The following is a 25,339-nucleotide window of genomic DNA, read 5'->3' as shown; positions in this document are numbered from 1 at the left end:
GAGGCGGACTGTGCTGAGAGCACGAAGGGGAGACAACGTGAAGACGTTCTTCCGGTACCTGCTCGACGAGCAGAACCTCCAGGACCCCCGCGTGTTCCTGCCCCGTTTCAAACAGGCAGCCCAGGAAGTGGCTCGGATCGAGGGCAACGACAGCCTGGCGCGCCTGGAACCGGCAGTGAAAACCTTCCAAGGCTGGTACTACCAGGCACGATTGCCGCAGAGGGACACCCGGCGTGTGCTGATCCACATGCTCGGGTACAGCATCGAACAGCTGTGGACCCAAGTCCCCGATAGCGGACCGGCACCACGGCCCACACCATTGTTCGCTGCGCACGCCGCCGGCAACCACGCCGAACGCGGCGCGGTCTTGTACGAGATGAGAAGGACGGCAGACATGGCCGCAAAGCGCGCAGCAGACTTCGCTATGGGCGCAGAGCAGGGACAGATCGGAGGGGAGACCCTTGGACTGGTCACCGACCGGGTGTCAGCGCTGGTCGAGGAGTACCCGCGGGTGCCCCTGTCGACAATCTGGGATGACCTGGCCACTGTTCAGGACGACATCTTCCGCCTCATCGAGGGCGGTCGGGCCCGGCCGAGGCACATGCGTGACCTCCATGTCTTGGCCGCGATCGTGTCGGTCCACGTGGGCAAGGGCTGCCACGACATGGGGGATGCCAAACTGGCCATGATCCAGGCCCGCACCGCTGGCGTGTGCGCCTCCCAAGCTGACCACCCGGGCTTGACCGCCATGGTCTTCGGGCTGAAGTCGCTGATTTCCTACTGGGCTGGCCGCGGGAGCCAGGCCCACGCCTACGCGCAGCGGGGCGCCGTGGCGTGCCCCGGCGTCCGGGGCACGGTTGGAGTGTGGCTATCAGGCCTCGAAGCCCGCGCAGCAGCCCTGCTCGGCGACGAGGAGGGTGCCCGCATAGCCCTGCGGCGCGCGCAGGACCAGCGCGAACGCGTTGAGCTCGACGACCTCGACCGTTTCGGTGGCCTGCTGACCTACCCGAGGAAGAAAGAGCTCTACTACGCGGTGGAGACCGAGGTCCTGCTCGGGAACGGCGACGCCCGGATCACTGCCCTGGCTGAACAGGCCGTAGAGTCGTTCAGCGACCCCGCCGATCCCGACTGGGCCTTCGGCGACCAGGCTGGCGCCCAGTGCAACCTGGCCCTCGTCCGGCTGCACAACGGCGAAATCGAGGGCGCTGCCGAAGCCATCCGTCCCGTCCTCGACCTTGCCCCCGCACAACGCAACCGCGGGATTGTCGTCTCCGCCGCCCGCGTCGGCAATGCTCTCCTAGGCCCCGCACGCGACGCGGCAGTTGCGCATGAACTCCGGGAAGAAATCGAGGCGTACAGCCCCAACCGGCTGGCCCTCCCCCGCTGAAGGTCGACGGTAGAGTCCGCTGGCATGTACCCGGTCAACCGCCACAGCCAGCGCTTGAAGCTTCGCGAACTCGCCATCGACGACGTGGACGCAGTCCTCGCGATCTACGGCAGCCACGAAGCCACCGAGCACCTGTCGTTCGAGCCTCGCTCACGTGAAGACGTGGGACATATCGTCGCCCGGTCGATCGCATCGGCGACCGCAGCACCTCGCAGCGAATACGCCCTTGCGGTCGTTGAGCACGACACCGGTTCCCTGGTCGGCTTCGGCCGCCTGGCCACCGACCCTCACCAACAGCGTGCGGCCACCCTTGGCTTCGCGCTGCGCCCCAGCTCTTGGGGCATCGGCTACGGCCTCGAGACTGTACACCTGCTCCTCGGCCTCGGCTTCGAAGCCCTGGAACTTCACCGGGTCTGGGGAGCCCGCTCTCCTCTCAATCAAGCGTCGGCCAAGACGATGCTCCGGGCTGGCATGGTCGAAGAAGGGTGTATCCGCGAACACATCTATAAGAACGGCCAGTGGCGCGACTCCGTTGTTCACAGCATCCTCAGCCATGAATGGGCCCGCGAAGTTGCCCATGGAGAAGCTCAGTAGCGGGCAGATGAGCGGGCAATGCCATACGAGCGACGTCGCCAACGCACTCAGAGCTGCGGCCTGCGGCGGAACACGAGTGCGGTCAGAGGTTGGGCGAGCAGGAAGAACCAGATCAACAGCGCCCACGCCCGGTTCGTGGAGATCGCGCCTCCCAGCCTGAGTCCCAGGGCCACCGCTGCGGTCAAGAGTCCACAAATCCAGAGAGTCTTCTTCCGTCTACGTGCGACCTCGCCGTTCCAGGTTCCCAGGACGACGTCGACGTCGGCGATGCTCGGCCCAGGAAGAGTCAACGATGGCTCTCCGTCAAGCAGCACAGCGATGGAGAAGTCCTGCCGATTTCGGATCAGACACGGTCCAACCAAGAGCTGTGCGCCCTCAAAGTCCACGATCAGCTTTGGTTGCGCTGGACGGGAGTGGGGTGGGAGTACCTCGACGATCGACGCCGCCAGATCCAGAGCAAGAGGTTGGCCTTGGAAGTCGTGGATGCTGATGTCACTCCGGCCATCGGACGTCAAGTTGACTTGGGCAATGTGGGGGTTGCCGAGGCGGTGCCCGCCAGCGTTGCAAGGGCCGTGCCACACCTCAAGAAGCTCGCGTACACCGCCTGAGTCGTTGAGCAGAGGAGTTGCTCGCGGCATCGCACAGAGCAACCGCCCCCGCGGATTTGCGAGCTTGACGCTCAACCATGCGCCCACAACGCAGAGCGCCGGGGCGAGGAGTACGGCAATGAAGTCCCAGCCTTCCGTGCTGTACGTCGCATCTACGAGATACATGGAAGGAATCAAACCACCTTAAAGCGAAGAATTGCGACATTCTTCGTTGCGATGTGACCGTTGGCCCGATCACTCAACCTTCAATGGCACACGCTCGAGCTTCGCCCCGACTGGTACTCGGGATGGGCGGCGCCACCGGGCCCGTGACTTGAACTCGATCGAGTGTCTGACGCCTTGGATATCCCCAATATCATGTTCGATCTTGAGCGTGCCGCCGAGGCGGAGCGGGAGAAGCTCGTGAAGACTACGAGGCGCAGTGGCGGGCATGGCGTGAGGCAGCCGAGCAGGTCCAGGCAGTCATCATGGAGCACGCCGCCACGACTGGGGTGAGCCGGTACGAACTGGAGAAGGCCGTGAAGATAGCCGTCCGACACCCCGCGCCGGGGGTGTAAGAACGGCGCTCATCGAGCGCCTGCTCGGCGTCGAGGATGCGGAACCGGGGATGAACCGGGCTGGAAGGCCGAAGAGCCGGGCCCACGCTGGGCCACCGGCTGGTTCTGGTCAGGTTGAGCAAACACCGCCTGCAAACATCCTGTTCCGCACTACCGTCCTCCCCATCACTGCTCCGATCCAAGGAGGCGCAGTCACGTGGGCAAGCGGAACAAGGATGACGACGACAACGACGACATGCTGCCCGGGCAGAAGTACGAACCGCCCAAGGAGCCGCCGACCCCGGACGGGGCGTCTCCCGAAGGCGACGGGCAGCACCGCAAGTGACCCCTGAGCATGCTGAGGACGACGTGCGGCCTGGCTGGGAGGCGCTAGGCCGCGCGCTCCTCGAGAAGGGCTCGCTGACACCCGACTGGGTGCCCGCCTTCGCGGATACGCCAAGGACGCGGTTTCTGCCCTCGGTGATGTGGTCGTACGACCAGGCGAATGCGGAGTGCGCGGCGGTGGACCGCACCGCAGACCCTGACGGTTGGAACCGGTACGCCTGCTCCGACACCGCGATCATCACGCAGTGGGACGACGGCACCCGCACTACCCCGGGCACGGACATGACCTCCTCGTCCTCCATGCCCTCCCTGGTGCTCTCCATGCTCGCCGACCTCCAAGTACAGCCCGGCCACCAGGTGCTGGAAATCGGCACCGGCACCGGCTGGAACGCCGCTCTCCTCACCCACCGCGTCGGCCCCGGACGAGTAACCACCATCGAAGTCGACCCAACAGTCGCCGAGACCGCCCGGCACGCCCTGCAACAGGCCGGCATCACCGCCACCGTGATCCACGGCGACGGCCTCAACGGGCATCCGCCCGCAGCTCCCTACGACCGGCTCATCGCCACGTGCGGGCTGCGCACGATCCCGTACACCTGGGTCGAGCAAGCGCGACCGGGCGGCGTTCTTCTCGTCCCATGGGGCACCCACTTCACCTCGACGGAGGCCACCGCACGCCTTACCGTCACCAGCGACGGGACCTCCGCCAGCGGCCCGTTCACCCAACGCGTGACGTTCATGCGCGCCCGCGCCCAGCGCCTCACCGTGGACGACTACGACACGTACGTCACCCCCGAGGCCAAAGAGGGCGCACAAAAGTCCCACACCGCCCTGTCCCACGACGAAGTCTTCGGCACGACGCTGTGGGACGCCAACCCCTTCGCTCTCGGCCTGCGTCTGCCTGACGTCGTCCACACCAAAGGGCCGCAGGAAAACGGCGCTCGCCCGATGTGGCTCCTCAGCCTCAACGACCGTTCCTGGGCCTGCGTCCTGTTCCGTGGCGATCGAGCCAAGTTCACGGTGTACCAGTACGGTCGTCGCCGGCTGTGGGACGAGACAGAGGCCGCCCATGCATGGTGGACGGAGCAAGGACGGCCCGGGTTCAGCCACTTCGGGCTGACTATTGATAAGGCCGGGCAACATGTGTGGCTCCACGAGCAGGGCAACCGGATTGAGTAGGGCGTACCTCGCCAGGGAGCAGTCGGCCCGACTGCGAGTCCTGGCCGCCCGCAGCGGTCAGCTGAGGTGCGGATCCGCCAGCAGCACCACGCGGTCGGCCTCGACATTGAACCCTAGAACCGGGTGGAGCGGATGCGAACTTTCACGTGCGGCCCTCGCGTTCCTGGACGTGCTCCAGGAGCGGCTGCGGCTCCATCCACGTCGCGCGCAACACCCGGAATCCCGCGGCTTCGTAGGCGGTGCAGACCTGGTGGTCGTCGTCGATCACGGCGGTGACGCACCGCTCCTCCGCGAGGAGGCGGAGCAGCTCCGGCTTGACGACGCGGGCCGGCCGGCGGTCGCCGTCCCGGCGCATCAACAGCGGGCCCGGGGGCAGGCCCTGCCGGGTCAGCCAGTCCGCCGTCTCGCGGCGGCAGCGTTCCGGGCGGCCGGTGACGTAGGCGAGGTCGCACTGGAGGGCACAGGCCAGGGCGAGGCGGATGCCCTCGGGCAACGGAGGATCCTCGGGGGCGGCGGCGAAGAAGGCGTCCCAGTCGCGCGGGTGGGACCGCACCAGGGGGAGGCGGTGCCGGATGTCGGCGAGCGTGCCGTCCAGGTCGAACACCGCCACTGCGTGACGTTCCACCGGGGGCGGTGTCTCGTCCGCCGGGCGGACCAGGAATCCGCCGTGGCCGTCGAGCCGTACCTCGTGCACCGCGTCGAAACCGTCCGCGGTCCGGGGTCTGCGCAGACGCTTCAGGGTCGCGTACACGCCGATCTCCGGCACCCTCGCCGGGCCCTCGCGCACGGCGTTGCGCAGCAGCGAGCCGATGACGTCGGGCGGGAACCAGTAGGCGAGGACCGGGATGCGGTACGAGCGCGCTGCCGCGATGAGAGGGGACCACTCGGCCGGGGACGGGTTGGTGTTGTCGACGACCACGGGCACGCCCTCGGCCAGTGCCTCGTCGATCAGCCGTATCTGGCGGCGCTGCCGGTGCTTGGCCCGGCGGAAGAGGTCCTTGCTGACGAGGGCGTGCGTACCGGCGAACGTACGGGCGTAGAACGTCGACTTGCCCGAGGCCTGCAGCCCCACCAGCACCACGAGTTCCGTCCGGGAGATGCCTGAATCCTTTGTGTCGGGCATGGCTCCATCTGCTCGGGGTGAAGTGCGCTTGGTTTGTCAGTGGTGGCCGGGCGTGCGCGTACAAGTTACTTCTTCGCCCGACGGTCTGGCAGGAAGCTGTGCTGCGGGCGATGCTGGCCGATCACTGTTCTCTGCACAACGGGGCCTTGCAGGAGCGGCGCGGTCAGGTACGGGGACCAGTCGGGCCAGCTCAAGCAGATCCGCTCCTTCGATCCCGAGCGTCAGGGCCGCTGATCCTTCTCCAGCCGGTAGTCGACATTGCGCCGTCTGGACGGGTGCGTTAGGCACTGACCTCGGTTCACCCCTGCGACCGCACGACACAGCAGCGGGTAGCAGGCGCCTCCTCCCGACAACGTGCGGGCCTACCGACCCGGGGGATGAGCAGGGCCCCTGTTATCGTGCGTCGATGTCAACGATCAAACAGTTCCAAGTGACCTTCGACTGCGCGGAGCCTGCGCGCCTCGCCGCCTTCTGGTGCGAGGTGCTGGGGTACGTCGTACCGACGGTCCCGGAGGGCTTTGCCACGTGGGAGGAGTACCACCGCTCGCTGCCGCCCGAGGATGAGATCTACTTCGCGTGCACTGATCCCTCGGGTGTGGGCCCGCGCTTGCTCTTCCAGCGAGTTCCCGAAGGCAAGGTCGTCAAGAACCGGGTGCATCTCGATGTGCGGGCCGGCGCCGGGCTCGTGGGTGAGGAGCGCCTGGCCACACTCGAGGCCGAATGCGCACGGCTGATGGCGCTCGGCGCGAAACACGTGCTGACGCAGCGCGCCGATGGCGTCAACGAGTCGTGCATCACGATGCAGGACATCGAGGGCAACGAGTTCTGCCTCGCCTGATTCTCCTCCGAGAATGCGAGGTGGGGAGCCGTCTGTGCGATATTCCGTGGGTTCGTTCTGGCTGCCATCTCCCATTGCCGCAGGTCATGTTGGCGGATGAGAGCGATGGGCTGTACGGGTCATGATGGTTCTTCAGGAACTCTGAAGAACCATCAGATCCACCCGCAGACGCACCGATTTGAGGACAGTGAACTGCCTGGCCAGGACCCGCGTCGAGGAGCTGAAGGGCACCACGAACTCGCGGGATATTGCGCACTTCCTGACGACCGCGGGCGGTGAGCGCGTCGCCAACCCACGCTTCCTGGAAGAGGGGGCGGCCGCCGAACTGGCCAAAGTCCAGAGGCACCTGGCGCCCTTCCCGAAGCGCACCAAGCAACGAACCAAGGTGCACCGGGCAGCGGCCCGGCGGGTGGCCGAGCCGGTGGGCATGGCCCAAACGCCCGCACCCAGGCCCGACCCCAACCAGGACGGTGCGTTTCCGTCGAATGGTGCCGCCACCAAGGCTGGGCTCAACCGCAGTATCCTCGACGCAGGTTGGGGTGTCTTCTTGAACATCCTGGTGTACAAGGCTGAGAGTGCCAGTCGCCTCACCCGGTCCTCTGCGCCGCCGCATAGCCGATGGTGCAGGAAGCCCGCGCGTTTACGCGTGAGCGGAGTCATCGTGGGCCAGTCTTCTGCCGTGCAGCGCTATCAACAGGCCCTCATCAACGGTTCCTTCGACCCCCTCGCCGTGGTCAGCGGTCTGGCCGGGTCCGGATTGTTCGCCGCATACGTGGTCTACGAGCGCGGACCATGCTGGTACGTCGCGGGCGATCCACTGGGGGAGATCCGCGTGGATGCGTGCCGGGTGCACAGTACGTTCGGGGACCCGGAACCCTGGGCGGGCACCCCGTGGCGTGCCGTCCGCGCCGCGCTCGCCAAGGTGCCGGTCGCGGACTGGAACGCCTACGGCTGGGCCTGCTTCGAACTGGCCGCCGATCCACGGGCCTTGCCGGGGCGGCAGTGCCTGGCGCATCTGATGGTGCCGCGCACGGAGTTCCGGGTGACCCCGGAGCAGGTGCTCGTCCGCGCGGTGGACGCGGCCGCACTTGACGCGGCGTGCGCGGCGCTCAACCGGGTCGACGGCCCGCTGTGCGGTGGGCCGGTTCCCGTCGCCGTACGGACCGACGGCCCCGCGTACCGCAGCGGTGTCGCTCGTGCCGTCGCGGAGATCGGGCGGGGCCGGCTGCAGAAGGTCATCCTCTCCCGCAGCGTGGACATCCCGTTTCCGGTGGACATGCCCGCCACCTATCGTCTCGGCCGGCGCCACAACACACCGGCCCGCTCCTTCCTGCTCGACCTCGGCGGCTGGCAGGCGGCCGGGTTCAGCCCGGAGACAGTGGTTGAGGTCACCGCGGACGGGCGGGCCTCGACCCAGCCGCTCGCAGGCACCCGCGCCCTCACCGGCGACCCCGCCACAGACGAGGCCCTGCGGGCAGAGCTGCTGGGTGATGCCAAGGAGGTCTTCGAGCACGCCACTTCGGTCAGGCTCGCCCTCGAGGAGATGGCCTCTGTGGGCAGGCCCGGCGCCACGCATGTCAGCGAATTCCTGACGGTCAAACGGCGCGGCAGTGTGCAGCATCTGGCGTCCCGGGTGGCTACCACGCTGGCCCCCGGGCGTACCGCGTGGGACGCGCTCGGCGCGCTCTTCCCGGCGGTCACGGCCTCCGGGATCCCCAAGGCAGCCGCGTACCGGCTGATCGGGGAGCTCGAGGCCGGGCCGCGCGGGCTCTACGCGGGCACGGTGCTCATGGCCGGTGCCGACGGCGGCCTCGACGCGGCGCTGGTGCTGCGCGCCGCCTACCAGCGTGGCGGACGGGCCTGGCTGCGCGCGGGCGCCGGCGTGGTCGGTGTCTCCAGCCCGGTCCGGGAGTACGAGGAGACCTGCGAGAAGCTGGCCTGCGTCGCGCCGTACGTCGTGCCGGCGCGGAGCCCGCTAGCGCTTCTTGGGCCGGTTGGTGCGGGGCGGTGTGCCCAGGGCCAGGAGGACGGGGCTGTCCACACCGCCGGACATGATGCGCTGGGTGATCTCGTGCCACACGGCACGGCGGGGTATCACATGGTGGGTGTGCAGGAACGAGACGAGAGACATGAGAGGTGACCTCCGCGAGACGGAGTGAAGGGGGGGTGAGCCGGCCTTGACAAGTGGCCCGGCTGCTACCACCAACCGGAGGTGAACGAGGACGTGCGGATGCGGGACCGGCCGCGGAGCGGGCTGCTGTCACTGTCATCCATCATGTTGTTCGCCTCCTTCTCGCTCGAAATCAGGGCACCTACGTGGTTTCCGGGCACCCCAGCGTAGTCGCAACTCACGCTGAGGTGAACCCGATTGATTGGTTCTTAGCGGTGGGAGAACGACGGCGGCCGCTTGTCCACGAAGGCGGACATGCCCTCCTTCTGGTCGGCCGTCGCGAACACCGCGTGGAACAGGCGCCGTTCGAAGCGCACGCCTTCCGCGAGCGTGGTCTCGAAGGCGCGGTTGACGGCCTCCTTCGCCATCATCGCGACCGGCGCGGACATGCCCGCCACGGTCTCGGCGACCGTGAGCGCCTCGGCGAGCAGCTCGCCGGCCGGAACGATCCGGGACACCAGGCCCGCCCGCTCGGCCTCCGCCGCGTCCATGGTGCGGCCGGTCAGGCACAGCTCCATGGCCTTGGCCTTGCCGACGGCACGGGTCAGCCGCTGGGAGCCGCCGATGCCGGGGATGACACCGAGCTTGATCTCGGGCTGGCCGAAGACCGCGGTGTCGGCGGCGAGCAGGATGTCGCACAGCATCGCCAGTTCGCAGCCGCCGCCCAGCGCGTAGCCGGAGACGGCCGCGACGGTGGGGGTACGGAGCTGGCCCAGCCGGTCCCAGGCGGTGAACCAGTCGCTGAGGTACATGTCCATGTAGCCCTGCGGCCGCATCTCCTTGATGTCCGCCCCGGCGGCGAACGCCTTCTGCGAGCCGGTGATGACGATGCAGCCCACGTCCGGGTCGCGGTCGAGCGCCTCCGTCGCCGCGACGACCTCGTTCATGACCTGGAGGTTCAGTGCGTTGAGGGCCTTCGGACGGTTGAGGGTGAGGAGCGCGGTGCGGTCCTTGCGCTCGACAAGGATGGTCTCGTAGACGGCGTCGCTCATGCCGGGGTTCCGTTCTCGTTGTCGTTCTTTCCGGAGCGCTCCCGGATGGCCCGGACGATGCCGGAGAAGTCCTGTCCGGCGCCGTCGCCCTCGGCGAACGCCGCGTACAACTCCGCCGCGCGCAGGCCGAGTTCCGCGTCGACCGCGCCCGCGCGGGCCGCGTTGGCCGCGAGCCCGAGGTCCTTGGCCATCAGGGGCGCGGCGAAGCCCGGCGCGTAGTCCCGGTTGGCCGGGCTGCCCGGGACCGGGCCCGGCACGGGGCAGTTGGAGGTGAGCGCCCAGCACTGGCCGGAGGCGGTGGAGACGACGTCGAAGAGGGCCTGGTGCGTCAGGCCGAGGCTCTCGCCGAGGACGAACGCCTCGCTGACGGCGATCATCGAGACGCCCAGGATCATGTTGTTGCAGATCTTGGCCGCCTGGCCCGCACCGGCGGCCCCGCAGTGCACGACCTTCCTGCCCATCGCGGACAGCAGCGGTTCGGCCAGGGCGAAGGCCTCCGCGTCGCCGCCGGTCATGAAGGTGAGCGTGGCGGCCTCGGCACCCGTGACCCCGCCGGAGACCGGTGCGTCGAGCGACCGGTGGCCCGCGGCTACCGCGGCCTCGTGGGCGGTCCGGGCGTCGGCGACGTCGATGGTGGAGCAGTCGATGAACAGGGTGCCGGGTCGCGCGGCGGCGAGGAGCCCCTCGTCGCGGTAGAGGGCGAGGACGTGCCGGCCGGCGGGCAGCATGGTGATCACCACGTCGGCGCCGGCGACGGCCTCCGTCGCGGACGCGGCCGCCTCGACGCCCGTACCGGCCGCAGTGGCCAGCAGGTCGGGGACCAGGTCGTAACCGAGCACCCGGTGCCCGGCCTTGACGAGGTTGGCGGCCATCGGGCCGCCCATGTGACCGAGGCCGATGAAGGCGATGACGTCGCTCACCGGGGCACCTCCTGCGTCGAAGTCGAATCGGTGCCGGCCAGCCGGAGTTCACGCTCGCCGAGCGGGGCGAAGAAGCGTTCCACGTCCGCGTCGGTGACCTCGGCGAGCGTGGCGGGGGACCAGCGGGGGGAGCGGTCCTTGTCGATCACCTGGGCACGGATGCCCTCGACCAGGTCCGGCGAGGCCAGGGCCGCGCAGGAGACGCGGTACTCCTGCGCCAGGACCCGCTCCAGGGAGCCGAGTTGCCGGGCACGGCGCAGGGAGGCCAGGGTGACCTTCAGCGCGGTGGGCGACTTGGTGCGCAGCGTCGCGGCGGCTTCCTCGGCTGCCGGGGCGCCGTCGGCGAGCAGCCGCTCCACGATCGTCTCGACTGAACCGGCCGCGTAGCAGCGGTCGATCCACTCCCGGTGGGCGCCGAGCTCGCCGGGCGGCGCCTCGGCCGTGTACCGGGCGAGGACGTCGTGCACGGAGGCGTGGGCGAGGTCGTCGAGCAGGCGGGGCAGGAGCTCGGACGGCACGAAGTGGTCCGCGAGCCCGCACAGCAGGGCGTCCGCCGCGCCCACCGCCGTGCCCGTCAGCGCGAGGTGGGTGCCCAGCTCGCCGGGGGCGAGGCCGAGCAGATACGTGCCGCCGACGTCCGGGACGAAGCCGATGCCCGTCTCCGGCATGGCGACGCGCGAGCGCTCGGTGACGATCCGCACGCTGCCATGGGCCGAGACGCCGACGCCGCCGCCCATCACGATGCCGTCCATGACGGCCACGTACGGCTTGGGGTAGTGGGCGATCGCCGAGTTGAGCCGGTACTCGTCCCGCCAGAAGTCCGCCGACGCCGAGCCCCCGGTCCGCGCGTCCTCGTGGATGGACCGGATGTCGCCGCCGGCGCACAGGCCGCGTTCGCCGGCGCCGGTGATGACCACGGTCTCGACGGCCGCGTCCTTCTCCCATTCCGCCAGGGCCTCGTCGATGCGGCGCACCATGGCATGGGTGAGCGCGTTGAGAGCCTTCGGCCGGTTGAGGGTGATGTACGCGGCGCGTCCCTCGGTGCGCAGCAGGACCGTCTCGTCGTCGGTGGTCATCGCGTCGCCCCCGTCAGTCCGCGGGCCACGATGAGTCGCATGATCTCGTTGGTTCCTTCCAGGATCTGGTGCACCCTCAGGTCGCGGACGATCTTCTCGACGCCGTACTCGCTGAGGTAGCCGTAGCCGCCGTGCAGTTGCAGGGCCCGGTCGGCGACCGAGAAGCCCGTGTCCGTCGCGAACCGCTTGGCCATCGCGCACAGCTGCGCCGCCTGCGGCAGCTTCCGGTCCAGGGCGTCCGCCGCCTGCCGTACCAGCGCTCTGGCCGCGGTGAGTTCGGTCGCCATGTCGGCCAGCCGGAACTGCAGGGCCTGCGCGTCCAGCAGCGGTGCCCCGAAGGCCTCCCGGTCCTTGAGGTACGCCAGGCTGCGGTCGAGCGCGTTCCGCGCGCCGCCGAGGGAGCAGGAGGCGATGCCGAGCCGGCCGCCGTTGAGCCCGTTCATGGCGATGCGGAAGCCGTCGCCCTCGGCTCCGAGGCGGCGGTCGGCCGGGATGCGGACGCCGTCGAGGATGACCTGCCGGGTGGGCTGGGCGTTCCAGCCCATCTTCTTCTCGTTGGGCCCGAAGGACAGGCCCGCGTCGTCGTGCCGGACGACGAAGGCCGAGATGCCGCGCGGCCCGTCCCCGCCCGTACGGGCCATCACGATGTAGAGGTCCGAGACCCCGGCACCGGAGATGAACTGCTTGACGCCGGTGAGGACATAGTGGTCGCCGTCGCGCTCGGCGCGCGTGCGCAGCGCGGAGGCGTCGGAGCCGGCGCCGGGTTCGGTGAGGCAGTAGCTGCCCAGTGAGTCCATCGAGCACAGCGCCGGCAGCCAGCGGGCGCGCTGGGTTTCGTCGCCGTACTGGTCGATCATCCACGCGACCATGTTGTGGATCGACAGATAGCCGGCGATGGACGGGCAGCCGGTGGCCAGCGCCTCGAAGATCACCACGCCGTCGGAGCGGGTGAGGCCGGAGCCGCCCGACTCCTCGCGCACGTAGATGCCGCCGAGGCCGAGGCCGGCGCCCTTGCGCAGGGTGTCGACGGGGAAGTGCTTGTCCTGGTCCCAGGCGATGGCATGCGGGGCGAGGTGTTCCTCGGCGAAGTCCAGGGCCGTCTCGGCGAGCGCGAGCTGGTCCTCGGAGAGCAGGGTGTCGTCGTTCATCGCCGTCATCCCATCGTGGGGATGGTGAAGCTCGCGCCCTCCTTGACCCCGGAGGGCCAGCGCGAGGTGACGGTCTTGGTACGGGTGTAGAAGCGGATCGAGTCCGGGCCGTGCTGGTTGAGGTCGCCGAAGCCGGAACGCTTCCAGCCGCCGAAGGTGTGGTACGCGACCGGCACCGGGATCGGCACGTTGACGCCGATCATGCCGGTGTTCACCCGGCGGGTGAAGTCCCGGGCGGTGTCCCCGTCCCGTGTGAAGATGGCCACGCCGTTGCCGTACGGGTGCTCGCTCGGCAGGCGCAGAGCCTCCTCGTAGTCGGCCGCGCGGACGACGCAGAGCACCGGACCGAAGATCTCCTCCTGGTAGATCCGCATGTCCGTGGTGACGCGGTCGAAGAGGGAGGCGCCGGCGAAGAAGCCGTCCTCGTGGCCGGGAAGGACGAATTCGCGTCCGTCGACGACGAGTTCGGCGCCCTCCTCGGTGCCGATGTCCACATAGCGGCGTACGCGGTCGAGCGCGTCGCGGCTCACCAGCGGCCCGAAGTCGGCCCCGGGGTCGTCGGAGCGGCCGATGCGCAGCGCGCCGATGCGCTCCTTGAGCTTGGCGACCAGGGCGTTCGCCGTCTCCTCGCCGACGGGCACGGCGACCGAGATGGCCATGCAGCGCTCGCCCGCGGAGCCGTAGCCGGCGCCGATGAGGGCGTCCGCGGCCTGGTCGAGGTCGGCGTCCGGCATCACGATCATGTGGTTCTTGGCGCCGCCGAAGCACTGGGCGCGCTTGCCGTGCGCGGCGGCGGTGGCGTAGATGTGCGCGGCGATCGGGGTGGAGCCGACGAAGCCGACGGCCTGGACGCGCGGGTCCTCCAGCAGCGTGTCGACCGCTTCCTTGCCGCCGTTGACGACGTTGAGCACACCCGCCGGCAGCCCGGCCTCGAGGAAGAGCTCCGCGAGCCGCAGGGGCACGGACGGGTCGCGCTCGGACGGCTTGAGGATGAACGCGTTGCCGCAGGCGATCGCGGGCGCGGCCTTCCACAGCGGGATCATCGCGGGGAAGTTGAACGGGGTGATCCCCGCCACGACGCCCAGCGGCGCCCGCAGCGAGTGGACGTCGATGCCCGTGCCCGCGTTGTCGGTGAACTCGCCCTTGAGCAGGTGCGGAATGCCGGCGGCGAACTCGACGACCTCGAGCCCGCGCTGGAGGTCGCCGTGCGCGTCGGCGACCGTCTTGCCGTGCTCGGCGGACAACATCCGGGCCAGGGAGTCCCGTTCGCCCTCCACGAGCTGGAGGAACTTCATCAGGACGCGGGCCCGGCGCTGCGGGTTCCACGCGGCCCACTCGGCCTGCGCCTTCACCGCGTCGTCGATCGCGGCTGTGGTCTCGTCGCGCCCCGCCAGGGGCACCCTCGCCTGCACCGCGCCGGTGTTGGGGTCGTGGACATCGCCGAACAGCCCCGATGTTCCGGATATGTGCTTGCCGCCGATGAAATGGGTGAGTTCACGAACCATGAACAGCTTGCTCCCGTCAGGTGGGATCCGGGGATGGCACGGCAGGCCCGGCGGCGTCACCGGGTACGGTGCGCGCGCACGGAACAGCCGCGGGACGCGAAGGCGGGCGATTCGCCGGAGAGTTCCGGAGAGTTATGGACGCACGGACGTTCCCGTGCGTTCCGGAGGATCGCCGCGGTCGTGGGTGAGGACCGGTGCCATGCGTGTCTGCTCCATCCTCGTGGAAACACGGAACATGCCGCGGCCGGTATCCTGACTCCCGGATCACCGCATGCCGCCAGCCTTCCCGACGCGACGCGTCAGTGGCGTGCGCGCAACGGCACACTCCCCGGTCACAGTGGCGGGACCGTTCCGGATTCGCACCGGCTTCCCTGCACCGCGGGCCTTGGTCACGAACATATAGTTGGACGTCCTAGTAAGTCCACCCCCTGCCGGCCCCGGCCCCGGCCCCGGCCCCGACCCCAGCCCCTGACGCCGGCAGGCCGGATCCGGCCGTACCCGGAAATGGCTGGATCGCGGAAGTGCCGAAGGGTGCCGGGGCTTGGGAGGATGCGACCCGCTGTCGACGCGACCAGTGAGGGGAACGGCCATGACCGCTGTCATCACGCCTCAGGAACTCCACGCGCGCTACCAGAACACGTTCGGCCGGGCGGGCGGATATCTGCCGCGGAACCCGCTCGCCATCGACGAATTCCAGAAGAGCCTCGCCCAGCGCGCGGCGGACCTCAAGGAAGAACTCCACCCGGCCGTACAGGAGATGGCCGAGCTCATCCACTCCGACGGCATCGTCCGGAAGTACGTGTCCGAGATGATTGCCCAGGTCCCGGACGCGCACCGGCACATCGCCGACCTCGACGCGTTCGTCCAGTACCTCAACGTCGTCGTCAAATGGGCACCCTCGTACGACCGCGACCCGATGAAGCTGATATCCCTGCCGATGTCCGCACTCGTCGGCTACATGCGGCTGACACCGTCGGGCAATGTCGCCTTCCGCCTCCCGCAGTTCAACGACAAGCTCCGGGTGATCCTCCGGGCGTGGTGTCAGTATCTGGACAGCCCGGAGAGCGCGCATGTGCTGAACACCCGGAACTGGTTCTCGCAGCCGGCCGTCGAGCTCAACAAGCTCTACGAATACGAGTGCTGGGACCACCGGACGGAGGAGCACTGGGGCTTCACGTCGTACAACGACTTCTTCCACCGCCCGGTCAAGATGCAGGAGTTCCGTCCGCTCGCGGGGGAGGGCGATCCCTCGGTCATCGTCGCGCCGAACGACGGCACGGTCTACAACATTCAGCGCGGTGTGTCCCGGAGCGCGGACTTCTGGCTCGAGGAGCAGTACTCACTCCAGGACATGCTGCACGCCCCCGAATGCGGGAGCGAACACGTCAGCAGGTTCGTCGGGGGCGACGTGTACCAGTCGTTCCTCTCCGTCAACAGCTACCACCGCTGGAACGTCCCCGTGGACGGCACGATCAGGCATCTGGAGAAAGTGCCGGGCCTGATGTTCAGCCACGTCGAGTCCGAGACCCCCGACCCCACGACCTGGACCCACTCGCAGAGCTACCAGGCCCACGTCAACAGCCGTGGCCTCGCGTTCATCGAATGCGGCCCCGAACTGGGCAACCGCTGGGTGTGCGCCGTCGTGATCGGCATGGACGAGGTCTCCTCCATCTCCTGGTCGGTCGGCGTGGGCGACACCGTCCAACGCGGCCAGGAACTGGGGTACTTCAGCTACGGCGGCTCCAGCATGGCCCTCGTCTTCGAGCAGGGCGTCGTCGACGAGTTCGCCGTGCCGTACAACGACCCCCACACGCACCCGGACGACGGCCCCACGGTCTTCGTGAGGTCGCAGATCGCACGGGCGCGATAGCCGCCCGTACCTCCGTGCCCTCGCCGTCCGCGGACGGCGAGGGCACGGTCGGGTCAGGGTTCACGTGTCACGTAGAGGAATTCGGGCCCGTAGTGCATCTTGCCGGAGTGGCCCGGCACGGGAATCTTGACGAGGACGCGCGCAAGTGTACGCAAATTGCCCATCGACTTGATGGCACTCATCACGAGCGCGGTGCGCTTGTCCTTCTCATTCTCCTTCGTGTACCAGACCGCTTGCAGTGAGCGCAGCATCGCGCTGTAGTGGGCGTTGAACTCGTCGAGGATGATCTGGACTTCCTCGGACGGGGGCTCTCCCGGACTGCCGGACCAGCCGCCGTACGGAACTGTGCCCATGGGATAGGACGCGGGCATTTTGATGGCCGCGCCCTTGAAGTCCCAGGTGGGCTTCTTGCCGTTGGAGATCTTCTTGAGCTTCTGGCCGTGATAGAGCTCGCGGAAGACGTAGTAGTGGGCCAGTTCGCCCGGCTTGCCGGGGTAGGGGTTGTCGGGGGAGGCGTTGGTGCCCTCACCCTGCTTCATGATGATGTCGAGCGCCTTGTCGGCCTCCTTCCATGTGCGGATCGGGCCGATCTTGTTCCCCTCGCCGTGGTTCTTCGACAGGTCGAACTCCATCTGCGGAGTCCAACTGCCCGTGAAGAGTTGCTGGTTGTTCTCCAGCACTCTCCGGATTTTGTCGTAGAAAGCGCCGATCGAGGTCCACGTCTCCTTGTCCGCGCTGACGGCGAGCGGGCGGTCGGGCTTCTCGATCTCCGAGTACATTTCAGCGGTCTTCTTGTCGAGCCCGCCGAGGTACACGGTCAGCTTCGGCCGGACGCCTCCGGGCAGAGGGTCCGGATACTTCGGCACCACCTCGGCGTTGGCCACGACGGGCTTGCCCCCGATGGCACTGAGGACGTTGCCGACCAGTCCGAAGTGCGACATCTCGTCGAAGATGATTTCCCGGATGGCATGGTGGACCTCCTTGTCCTTCGCGTCCTTGGGGTTCTTGATGGACCACATCCCGCAGGAGTACGGCGGGATCGTCGAGAGTTCGAGCATCAGGGCCAGTTGGAGGGACTGCTTCAGCCAGGGTTCACCGCATTTGATGTCCTCCACCTGCATCAACTGGACGATCGCGTCGCTCTCGTAGGTCAGCTCGATTGTGGTCACGGCAGCTCCTTGTCCGGGTTCCTCCCTTTCGCCGGACGCTAATCGCAGGAAGCCGGGAACCGCGGGTGCGGCCCGCCGGTTCAGTCGTACGGCCCAGGAACCCGGGGAATCGCCGCCCCTGCACTGATCGAGTGACTGTCCATCAGCTCCGTCCGCCCCCGTGTTACAACGTCGCGGAGCCGGCGCACGCATCGGGAGGAAGCATTGACCGAGGACTCCACGGCCCTTCCCTCCGCGAAGGCCCTCGCCCGGCTGGTCCGTGCACCGAGTGCCCTGACCGTGCCGGGGGACACCCTCACCGGGGCGGCCGCCGCCGGCCTGCCGTTCGGCCCCGCGACACCCTTGCTCGGAGCGAGTTCGGTGTGCCTCTACTGGGCCGGAATGGCACTCAACGACTACGCCGACCGCGAGGTGGACGCAATCGAGCGCCCGTCACGGCCGATCCCCTCCGGCGAGATCACCCCCGGCCTCGCGCTGGCCCTCGCCGCCGGACTGACCATAACGGGCCTGGCCATGGCGGGAGCAGCGGGCGGAACGCGGACACTGGCGGTCGCCGTCCCGCTGGCCTGCACGGTCTGGTCGTACGACCTGCTGCTGAAGGAGACCCGCGCGGGCCCCTTCGCGATGGCCGCCGCACGCGGCCTGGACGTCCTGCTCGGTGCCTCGCCCGTGGCCGCCCGGCGGGCGGGACGGACGGCGGCCGTCATCGCGGGCCATACGTTCGTCGTCACCGCACTCAGCCGCCGCGAGGTGTCCGGCACGGGCAGGCTCCTGCCCGTCCTGACGCTCGCCGCCACAGCGGTGGTCGCGTGTGCGGCCATGCGATGCGGCAGCCCTGATCAACACCGGGCGCTGGGCTCACTCGCGCTCGGGCTCTACGCGACAGGGTTCGCAGGCGCCCAGGCCGCCGCAGTGCGGACCCCTGACCCGCGCGGGGTACAGCGGGCCGTGGTCGCGGGCATCGCGGCACTGCTCCCGTTGCAGGCTCTCTGTGCAGCTCGCTGCAAGGCCGTGGGCACCGCCCTGTCCCTCCTGGCCGTCGTGCCCGTCACGCGCCGCCTGTTCGCAACGGTGTCACCGACATGACCGCGCTCCGTCTGGCCTACGGCACCAACGGGTTCGGCGACCACCGGCTCCTGGACGCCGTGGCCCTGCTCGCCGACTTCGGCTACGAGGGCGTGGCGCTCACACTGGACCACCACCACCTGGACCCGTTCGCACCCGGCCTGGCCAGGAGAACGGCCGCCCTCGCGCGTCGGCTCGACGAGCTCGGCCTCGCGGCGGCGGTGGAGACCGGTGCCCGTTACCTCCTGGACCCCCGGCACAAACACGCCCCCACTCTCCTCGACGACGACCGTCAACGCCGCCTGGACTACCTCGGGTTGGCCGTACGGGTCTGCTCCGACCTGGGCGCACGGGCGGTGTCGATGTGGAGCGGCGTACGCCCGTCCGGCCTGCCCGAGGACATGGCCTGGCGCCGACTGACCGACGGCTGTGCGGCGGTTCTGGGCGAGGCCGAACGCCACGGCGTCGTCCTGGGTTTCGAGCCGGAGCCCGGCATGCTGGTGGACACGATCGCCGCGTACCACCGGCTCCGCCGGATGCTCGGCGGGGCGTCGCGCCTCGGCCTGACACTGGACATCGGCCACTGCCGCTGCCTGGAGCCGGAGCCCGTGCCCGACTGCGTACGCCTGGCTGCTCCAGACTTGGTCCATGTGCAGATCGAGGACATGCGCCGGGGCGTGCACGAGCATCTGGAGTTCGGCCACGGGGAGATCGACTTCCCACCTGTGCTGCGCGCACTGGCCGACACCGGCTATACGGGGCTGGTCAGCGTCGAGCTCGCCCGGCACAGCCATGCGGCCCCGGAAGTGGCCCGTCGCTCCCTGGAGTTCCTGCGCGCCGCCGCGGCCACACCCGCGTGGCGAGAGACGGTTCCCGGATGACCGGCAACGCCGACCCGGTGGACGCGGCGTCCCTGCGCCGGGCCCTCGACCGGCGCCTCACCGAGGGGCAGAGGAACTGGCTGGAGGCAGCGCTTGCCGATGCCGCCATCCGCCCCGATACCGTACGCGCCAACTCGCCCCGTGCAGGCCGCTGTTGCGGACGAGCGCTGCTGGGTGACCCCTGTACATCGGCGCACGTGCCCCCACAGGCCCTGGTATGGACCGTGGACGACGCGGTACGGGCCCTGCTGCTCGCCGCCGCGCCCACCGCACCGGCCCGGGCCGTCTACGCCGAAGGGGACGCCGCCGAGCGGCGCGGCGTACTGCGGGCGCTGGTGCTGCTGCCCGTGGCGGACAGCGCCCTGCCCCTGGTCGAGGACGCACTGCGCACCAACGACATACGCCTTGTGGCCGCCGCCCTCGCTCCGTACGGAGCACGCCACTTGTCCCCGCACGCCTACCGTCACGGAGTGCTCAAGTGCCTCCATCTCGGCATCCCCCTGTGCGCCGTCGCCGGCCTCGATCGGCGGGCCGACCGCCAACTCGTACGTATGGTCGGTGACTTCGCGGACGAGCGTGCCTCGGCCGGCCGCCCCGTGCCGGACGACGCCCGGGAACTGCTCACCGAACCGGAGGGCTCATGCGCATCTTCGACCCGCACATCCACCTGACCTCCCGCACCACCGACGACTACGAGGCCATGCGCGCGGCCGGCATCCGGGCCGTGGTGGAACCCGCCTTCTGGCTCGGCCAGCCCCGCACCTCGGTCGCCAGCTTCGTCGACTACTTCGACGCGCTGATCGGCTGGGAGCCCTTCCGCGCGGCACGGTTCGGCATCAGCCACCACTGCGCGCTCGCTCTCAACCCCAAGGAGGCCAACGACCCGCGGTGCGCCGGGGTGCTCGACATCCTGCCGCGGTACCTCGCCAAGGACGCGGTGGTCGCCGTGGGCGAGATCGGATACGACGAGATGACGCCCCGCGAGGACGAAGTGCTCGCTGCGCAGCTCGAGATGGCCGTGCACCACGGGCTGCCCGCCCTCGTGCACACCCCGCACCGGGACAAGGCGGCCGGGGTGCGGCGCACGCTGGCCGTCGTACGCGAATGCGGCATCCCGCCCGAGCAGGTGCTCCTCGACCACCTCACGGAACTGACCGCACCTGAGGTCGTCCCCACCGGCTGCTGGATGGCCTTCTCGATCTACCCCGAGACCAAGATGGACACCGGGCGCCTGCTCGAGCTCCTGCGCACCTACGGCGTGGAACGCGTCCTGGTCAACTCCGCCGCGGACTGGGGCCGCAGCGACCCGCTGGCCACCCGCCGGACCGCCGAGGCCATGCTCGCCGCGGGGTTCCGCGAGGACGACGTCGACCGGGTGGTCTGGCGCAACCCCGTCGAGTTCTTCGGCCGCAGCGGCCGCCTCGATCTCCTGGAGGACCCGCCGGAGCCCGCCCTCGCCGGCTCGTACCTCGGCAACACCGTCGTGCGCGGACAGTGAGGCGGCGGTGAGACTGCGGCACAAGGACGGCACCACCGTCCACCTCGCGTACTGCACCAATGTCCACCCGGCCGAGGACGTCGACGGCGTACTGGCCCAACTGGCCGCGTACGCCGCACCCGTACGCGACCTGCTCGGCGCGCCCCGGCTCGGTGTCGGCCTGTGGCTGGCCCACGACGCGGCCCACGCCCTGGCCGCCGATCCCGCCGCCACCGAACGGCTGCGCACGCACCTCGAACGGCACGGCCTCGAGGTCGTGACCATGAACGGCTTCCCCTACGCCGGATTCCACCAGCCTGTCGTCAAACACGCCGTCTACCGGCCGTCCTGGGCCGAACCCGAGCGCCTGGCCTACACCCTCGACCTGGCACGCGTACTCGCCGCCTTGCTGCCCGACGACGCCGTACGCGGCAGCATCTCCACCCTCCCCCTGGGCTGGCGGACCCCCTGGACGACGCGACACGCGGACCGCGCCCGCCGCGCGATCGACACCCTCGCCCGGCAACTGGCCGCCCTCGCCGCCGAAACGGGCCGGGACATCCGCGTCGGATTCGAACCCGAACCGGGCTGCGCCCTCGCCACCACCCACGACGCCGCCCGGCTGCTCACCGGCGTCGACACCCGGCACCTCGGCGTCTGCCTGGACGCCTGCCACCTGGCAGTGGACTTCGAGGACCCCGGCGCCGCCCTGCGCCGCCTCGCCGCCGCCGGACTGCCCGTGGTCAAGGCACAGCTCTCCTGCGCCCTGCACGCCGCAACACCCGCCGACCCCGAAGTCCGGTGTGCCCTCGGCGAGTTCGCCGAGCCGCGATTCCTGCACCAGACCCGCGAGGAGTCCGGCGGCGGCCCCGTCGGACGCGACGACCTCGGCCAGGCCCTCGCCGGCCCCCTGGCACTGCCCGGCCGCAGGCCCTGGCGGGTGCACTACCACGTACCGGTGCACGCCCGGCCCGCACCTCCGCTGGACTCCACCGGGTGGGTGCTCCATACGCTCCTGGACGAGCTCACCGGCGGACCGGCGCCGGTCACCGACCACCTGGAAGTGGAGACGTACACGTGGTCGGTGCTGCCGGAAGGGCATCGCCCCGCGGGACCGCGCGCACTGGCCGAGGGCATCGCCGCCGAACTGTCCTGGGCACGCGATCAGTTGCTCTCGCTGGGGCTCGAAGGGCTCGAACCGTGATGTCGCGGCCCCGCCCGCTGCTCGTCCTCGATGTGGCCGCGCTGACCCCGCGCCTGCTGGCCCACATGCCGCACCTGGCGGCCGTCGCCGCCGACGGGGGAGTGACCGCCCGCCTCGACCCCGTCCTGCCGGCTGTCACCTGCACGGTCCAGGCCAGCATGCTCACCGGCCTGCCGCCGAGCGCCCACGGTGTCGTCGGAAACGGCTGGTACTTCCGGGACTTGGGCGAGGTGCTGCTGTGGCGGCAGCACAACGCGCTCGTCGCGGGGGAGAAGGTCTGGGACATGGCCAGAGACCGGTTCCCCGGCTACCGCGTGGCCAACGTCTGCTGGTGGTACGCCATGGGCGCGTCCACCGACATCGCCGTCACACCCCGCCCCGTCTACCACGCCGACGGCCGCAAGATCCCCGACTGCTACGCCGTCCCGGACGGACTCCGCGAGGAGCTCACCGAATGGCTGGGCCCCTTCCCGCTGTTCAGTTACTGGGGGCCGGGCGCGTCCATCGTCTCCACCGAGTGGATCACCGGTGCCGCCCGGCACATCATCGAGACCCGCGGCCCCGACCTCACGCTCGTCTACGTGCCGCACCTGGACTACGACCTGCAACGGTACGGCCCCGACACGCCTCAGTCGGCCGCCGCCGCGGCCGCTGCCGACACCGCCCTCGCACCGCTGCTGCACCTGGCCCGTACGCGGGGCGTCACCGTCGTCGCCCTCTCCGAATACGGCATCACCGCCGTCCGGCGGCCGGTCGACATCAACCGCGCCCTGCGCGCCGAAGGCTTCCTCCGCGTCCACGCGCAAGCCGGAATGGAGTACCTGGACCCGTGGACCTCGCGTGCCTTCGCCGTGGCCGACCACCAGATCGCCCACGTCTACGTCCGCGACCCGGCGGACGTGCCACGAGTGCACCGGACCGTCGCGGAACTGCCCGGCGTCGACACGGTCCTGGACGGTCCCGGCAAGACCCGCGCCGGGCTCGGGCACCCGAGGTCCGGTGAACTCGTCGCCGTGGCCGAACCGGAGGCCTGGTTCACGTACTACTACTGGCTGGACGACGACCGCGCACCCGACTTCGCCCGGTGCGTGGACATCCACCGCAAGCCCGGCTACGACCCGGCCGAACTCTTCCTCGACCCCGGCGACCGCTTCGTCCGCCTGCGCGCGGCGGCCGCGCTCCTGCGCAAGAAGGCCGGCCTGCGGTACACGCTCCCCGTGGTACCGCTGGACCCGGCCTGCGTACGCGGAAGCCACGGCCGGCTGCCCGACGACGCCTCGCAGGCCCCGGTGCTGCTCTGCTCGGACGCACGGCGCGCGGGCGAACAGGACCGGTACGCCGCGACCGACCTGCCCGCCCTCCTGCTGCGCCTGGCAGGGGCGGAGGACGCTCAGGCCAGCGTGCGGCCGAAGAGGTCCAGCAGCGCCGCCCAGTGACGTTCGGCGGCCTCCGGGTGGTAGGCGGAGGTGTCGGCCTGGGTGAAGCCGTGGTGAGCGCCGGCGTAGACCTCGCACCGGTGGCGCACACCCGCCGCGGTGAGGGCCTCGTCCAGGCGGTCGATCTGCTCGGGCGGCATTGCCTCGTCCTGGTCGGCGTGGCCGAAGTACAGCTCGGCGGTGATGCGGCCGGCGAGCAGGTGCGGGCTGTCCGGCGCGGTGGTGGCCAGGTGCGCGCCGTGGAAACCGGCCGCGGCGGCGACCCGGTCCGGGTAGGTGCCCGCGGTGCGCAGGGCGAGGCCGGCTCCCATGCAGTAGCCGGTGACGCCCACCGGCCCGCTCATGGTCAGCGGGGAGTCGGCCAGCCAGTGCAGGAAGGCATCGGCGTCGCGCATCACCGCGTCCGACATCACGGTCTGGAAGAGGATGGGCCCGATCTTCTCGAACAGATCCGGACGCTGCGCCATGTCGATGAAGTCGGGCAGCTCGACCACCGGTGCCCGCCCGTGGCGGTAGAAGACGTTGGGCACCAGGACGACATAGCCGGCCGAGGCCAGCCGGTCGGCCATCTTCTCCAGGTGCGGGCGCAGTCCGAAGGCGTCCATGTACAACAGGACCGCGGGGTACGGGCCGGTTCCGCCGGGGTGTGCCAGGTAGGCGTCGGCGGTGCCGTCCGGTGTGGGCACATCCACGAGCGATCCATGCACGGCGGTCATTCGTATCGTCCTCCCCATTTGGAGCCAAGATCGTATCCGACGCGCGCCCGGGACGGGCTACTCCGTCAGCAGCTCGAACGTCGGCGCGGCGAAGGTCTTCTTGCCGTCGGGGCCGGGGACTTCGCAGTCCATCAGGTCGTCGGCGAGCGTCAGGAGCTGCCGCATCTGCCCGATGGCCACGTCCACCCGGCCCGGCTGTCCGCGGAACCCGGCGTGGAGGTTGTCCACGATCCGGCGGTAGAAGGCGTTGAAGGCGGTGGCGCGCTTGTACGCGTCGCCGCTGTAGTCCTTCGTCTTGGGATTGGAGGGGGTGCGGACGATGTCGTCTCCGGTCGGGCGGGGGAGGGGGCCGCCGGTGGGATGGAAACGCTTGTCTTTCAGTCTGTAGTACTTGCCCCGTTCGATCTGGTCGAAGGTGAAGTAGTGGGACAGGTCGCGGTTGGAGTCGAGAATGCCGCCGCCGTGTCCTTCCCCTTCCCAAATGAGGTCGTCCAGAAGGAGTTTGGCGTCGTCCCAGCCCTCCACGGAAATGGAGTCCTGCCCGAAGTACGCGTACTGGGTCCGGAGACGGCCCCGTTGGGGGAAGACCACGCTTTCGCCGTGGTCGTCGACGCATTTCCGCATCGCCTTCATGAGGGCTTTGTAGAACGCGCCGAGGCTGGGAGCACCCATGCCGAGCAGCAGGTCCTGGCCCTCCCGGTAGACCGGGAAGGCCTCGGTGTACCGGGGCTGGTACTCGGGGGAATCGTCCGGGCGCTCGATGCACTTCGCCATGTCCAGGAAGACGTCCCCGAAGCAGTGCAGGCCGATCGGATAGGGCTCCCAGCCGGGCAGGGGCACGTACCGCGGGAACGCGGGCGCGGCAGCGGCCCGGATGTCCGGTGATCCACCGGTCGCGGTGAGCACGTTGGAGACGATGGCGAGATGCCGCATCTCCACGGTGGCGATCTCCCGGATCAGCTTGGCCGCCGGAGACCGGCGATCGCGGATCGTCCACCAGCCCGCCAGATACGCCGGGATCGTCGAGTACTCGATCAGGCAGGCATTCTGCAGGGTCGTGCGCAGTTTGCCGATGTCGTCGTCCGCGGTTCCCATGGGGC

The 25,339-nt window shown here is 69.6% G+C and carries 23 protein-coding genes, 2 pseudogenes and 1 riboswitch; of the genes and pseudogenes, 14 read left to right on the top strand and 11 right to left on the bottom strand.

Translation table 11 applies throughout. From position 1 onward, the window contains the following. Window positions 1–37 precede the first annotated feature (37 nt). Window positions 38–1,387, top strand: a complete 1,350-nt coding sequence (locus tag ACV530_RS03650) for an NsdA family TPR-like regulatory protein (RefSeq protein WP_494330738.1) — start codon at window positions 38–40, stop codon at window positions 1,385–1,387. A 24-nt stretch (window positions 1,388–1,411) separates the two neighbouring features. Further along, window positions 1,412–1,981, top strand: coding sequence for a GNAT family N-acetyltransferase (locus ACV530_RS03645; protein WP_494330737.1), 570 nt, complete (start codon window positions 1,412–1,414; stop codon window positions 1,979–1,981). A 47-nt stretch (window positions 1,982–2,028) separates the two neighbouring features. Here the strand turns inward: ACV530_RS03645 and ACV530_RS03640 are convergent, their stop codons facing one another. Further along, a complete protein-coding gene (locus ACV530_RS03640) occupies window positions 2,029–2,754 on the bottom strand; it encodes a hypothetical protein (protein ID WP_494330736.1) in 726 nt (241 codons plus the stop codon). A 588-nt stretch (window positions 2,755–3,342) separates the two neighbouring features. On the opposite strand from ACV530_RS03640, the gene ACV530_RS03635 reads away from it, so the two are divergent. Then, window positions 3,343–3,471, top strand: a complete 129-nt coding sequence (locus ACV530_RS03635) for a hypothetical protein (RefSeq protein WP_494330735.1) — start codon at window positions 3,343–3,345, stop codon at window positions 3,469–3,471. Then, the gene (locus tag ACV530_RS03630) at window positions 3,468–4,649 is read left to right on the top strand and encodes a methyltransferase domain-containing protein (protein WP_494330734.1); all 1,182 of its coding nucleotides are present in this window, start codon (window positions 3,468–3,470) and stop codon (window positions 4,647–4,649) included. The genes ACV530_RS03635 and ACV530_RS03630 overlap by 4 nt, the downstream gene beginning before the upstream one ends. A 142-nt stretch (window positions 4,650–4,791) precedes the next feature. On the opposite strand, the gene ACV530_RS03625 is transcribed toward ACV530_RS03630, so the two are convergent. Then, entirely contained in the window at window positions 4,792–5,274 is a 483-nt protein-coding gene (locus tag ACV530_RS03625) for a phosphatase domain-containing protein (RefSeq protein WP_494330828.1), read from the bottom strand. Window positions 5,275–5,388: 114 nt separating this feature from the next. After that, window positions 5,389–5,772 (bottom strand): annotated as a pseudogene (locus tag ACV530_RS03620) (AAA family ATPase); the annotation flags it as partial. Window positions 5,773–5,789: 17 nt separating this feature from the next. On the opposite strand from ACV530_RS03620, the pseudogene ACV530_RS03615 reads away from it, so the two are divergent. From ACV530_RS03615 to ACV530_RS03605, 3 genes and pseudogenes are all read left to right on the top strand, one after another. Further along, a pseudogene (locus tag ACV530_RS03615) lies at window positions 5,790–6,003 on the top strand (hypothetical protein); the annotation flags it as partial. 175 nt (window positions 6,004–6,178) lie between these two features. Next, window positions 6,179–6,610 (top strand): VOC family protein, encoded by a 432-nt coding sequence (locus tag ACV530_RS03610; RefSeq protein WP_382038653.1) that lies wholly within the window; start codon window positions 6,179–6,181, stop codon window positions 6,608–6,610. Window positions 6,611–7,271: 661 nt separating this feature from the next. Then, complete coding sequence (locus ACV530_RS03605) at window positions 7,272–8,750, top strand: salicylate synthase (RefSeq protein ID WP_494330733.1); 1,479 nt, start codon at window positions 7,272–7,274, stop codon at window positions 8,748–8,750. 239 nt (window positions 8,751–8,989) lie between these two features. Here ACV530_RS03605 and ACV530_RS03600 read toward each other — a convergent pair whose 3' ends face one another. The 5 genes from ACV530_RS03600 to ACV530_RS03580 are packed head-to-tail and all read right to left on the bottom strand — an operon-like array spanning window position 8,990 to window position 14,421. Next, window positions 8,990–9,772: an enoyl-CoA hydratase gene (locus tag ACV530_RS03600; RefSeq protein ID WP_494330732.1), complete on the bottom strand. Its 783-nt coding sequence runs from the start codon at window positions 9,770–9,772 to the stop codon at window positions 8,990–8,992. Continuing rightward, the gene (gene mmsB, locus ACV530_RS03595) at window positions 9,769–10,692 is read right to left on the bottom strand and encodes a 3-hydroxyisobutyrate dehydrogenase (RefSeq protein WP_494330731.1); all 924 of its coding nucleotides are present in this window, start codon (window positions 10,690–10,692) and stop codon (window positions 9,769–9,771) included. Before mmsB ends, ACV530_RS03600 begins: the two co-directional genes overlap by 4 nt. Further along, entirely contained in the window at window positions 10,689–11,768 is a 1,080-nt protein-coding gene (locus ACV530_RS03590; protein ID WP_494330730.1) for an enoyl-CoA hydratase/isomerase family protein, read from the bottom strand. Before ACV530_RS03590 ends, mmsB begins: the two co-directional genes overlap by 4 nt. Further along, window positions 11,765–12,925 carry an acyl-CoA dehydrogenase family protein gene (locus ACV530_RS03585; RefSeq protein WP_494330729.1) on the bottom strand — a complete coding sequence of 387 codons (1,161 nt, stop codon included), beginning with the start codon at window positions 12,923–12,925 and terminating at the stop codon, window positions 11,765–11,767. The genes ACV530_RS03590 and ACV530_RS03585 overlap by 4 nt, the downstream gene beginning before the upstream one ends. Then, window positions 12,922–14,421 (bottom strand): CoA-acylating methylmalonate-semialdehyde dehydrogenase, encoded by a 1,500-nt coding sequence (locus ACV530_RS03580; RefSeq protein ID WP_494330728.1) that lies wholly within the window; start codon window positions 14,419–14,421, stop codon window positions 12,922–12,924. The genes ACV530_RS03585 and ACV530_RS03580 overlap by 4 nt, the downstream gene beginning before the upstream one ends. 225 nt (window positions 14,422–14,646) lie before the next feature. Further along, window positions 14,647–14,817: riboswitch (cobalamin riboswitch) on the bottom strand. Window positions 14,818–15,010: 193 nt separating this feature from the next. On the opposite strand from ACV530_RS03580, the gene ACV530_RS03575 reads away from it, so the two are divergent. Next, window positions 15,011–16,291, top strand: coding sequence for a phophatidylserine decarboxylase associated domain-containing protein (locus tag ACV530_RS03575; protein WP_494330727.1), 1,281 nt, complete (start codon window positions 15,011–15,013; stop codon window positions 16,289–16,291). A gap of 53 nt (window positions 16,292–16,344) precedes the next feature. Here ACV530_RS03575 and ACV530_RS03570 read toward each other — a convergent pair whose 3' ends face one another. Continuing rightward, window positions 16,345–17,460: a ferritin-like domain-containing protein gene (locus ACV530_RS03570; protein ID WP_494330726.1), complete on the bottom strand. Its 1,116-nt coding sequence runs from the start codon at window positions 17,458–17,460 to the stop codon at window positions 16,345–16,347. A gap of 204 nt (window positions 17,461–17,664) precedes the next feature. On the opposite strand from ACV530_RS03570, the gene ACV530_RS03565 reads away from it, so the two are divergent. From ACV530_RS03565 to ACV530_RS03540, 6 genes are read left to right on the top strand one after another with little or no spacing between them, the layout of a single operon-like run. Continuing rightward, window positions 17,665–18,546 carry an SCO3242 family prenyltransferase gene (locus tag ACV530_RS03565; protein ID WP_494330725.1) on the top strand — a complete coding sequence of 294 codons (882 nt, stop codon included), beginning with the start codon at window positions 17,665–17,667 and terminating at the stop codon, window positions 18,544–18,546. Further along, window positions 18,543–19,406 carry a sugar phosphate isomerase/epimerase family protein gene (locus ACV530_RS03560; protein ID WP_494330724.1) on the top strand — a complete coding sequence of 288 codons (864 nt, stop codon included), beginning with the start codon at window positions 18,543–18,545 and terminating at the stop codon, window positions 19,404–19,406. Before ACV530_RS03565 ends, ACV530_RS03560 begins: the two co-directional genes overlap by 4 nt. Further along, window positions 19,403–20,077 (top strand): EboA domain-containing protein, encoded by a 675-nt coding sequence (locus ACV530_RS03555; protein WP_494330723.1) that lies wholly within the window; start codon window positions 19,403–19,405, stop codon window positions 20,075–20,077. The genes ACV530_RS03560 and ACV530_RS03555 overlap by 4 nt, the downstream gene beginning before the upstream one ends. Further along, window positions 20,047–20,904, top strand: coding sequence for a TatD family hydrolase (locus ACV530_RS03550; RefSeq protein WP_494330722.1), 858 nt, complete (start codon window positions 20,047–20,049; stop codon window positions 20,902–20,904). Before ACV530_RS03555 ends, ACV530_RS03550 begins: the two co-directional genes overlap by 31 nt. 7 nt (window positions 20,905–20,911) lie before the next feature. Beyond that, window positions 20,912–22,087 (top strand): metabolite traffic protein EboE, encoded by a 1,176-nt coding sequence (gene eboE / locus ACV530_RS03545; protein WP_494330721.1) that lies wholly within the window; start codon window positions 20,912–20,914, stop codon window positions 22,085–22,087. Further along, the gene (locus tag ACV530_RS03540) at window positions 22,087–23,523 is read left to right on the top strand and encodes an alkaline phosphatase family protein (RefSeq protein WP_494330720.1); all 1,437 of its coding nucleotides are present in this window, start codon (window positions 22,087–22,089) and stop codon (window positions 23,521–23,523) included. Before eboE ends, ACV530_RS03540 begins: the two co-directional genes overlap by 1 nt. Here the strand turns inward: ACV530_RS03540 and ACV530_RS03535 are convergent. Continuing rightward, complete coding sequence (locus ACV530_RS03535) at window positions 23,478–24,239, bottom strand: dienelactone hydrolase family protein (protein ID WP_494330719.1); 762 nt, start codon at window positions 24,237–24,239, stop codon at window positions 23,478–23,480. The two genes, ACV530_RS03540 and ACV530_RS03535, sit on opposite strands and share 46 nt — an antisense overlap. A gap of 57 nt (window positions 24,240–24,296) precedes the next feature. Further along, window positions 24,297–25,334 (bottom strand): ferritin-like domain-containing protein, encoded by a 1,038-nt coding sequence (locus tag ACV530_RS03530; RefSeq protein ID WP_494330718.1) that lies wholly within the window; start codon window positions 25,332–25,334, stop codon window positions 24,297–24,299. Window positions 25,335–25,339 lie beyond the last annotated feature (5 nt).

It is taken from the genome of Streptomyces sp. SX-6 (assembly GCF_059089585.1).
Note: the sequence above shows the minus strand (reverse complement) of the source record. Positions and strands in the feature narration are given on the sequence as shown.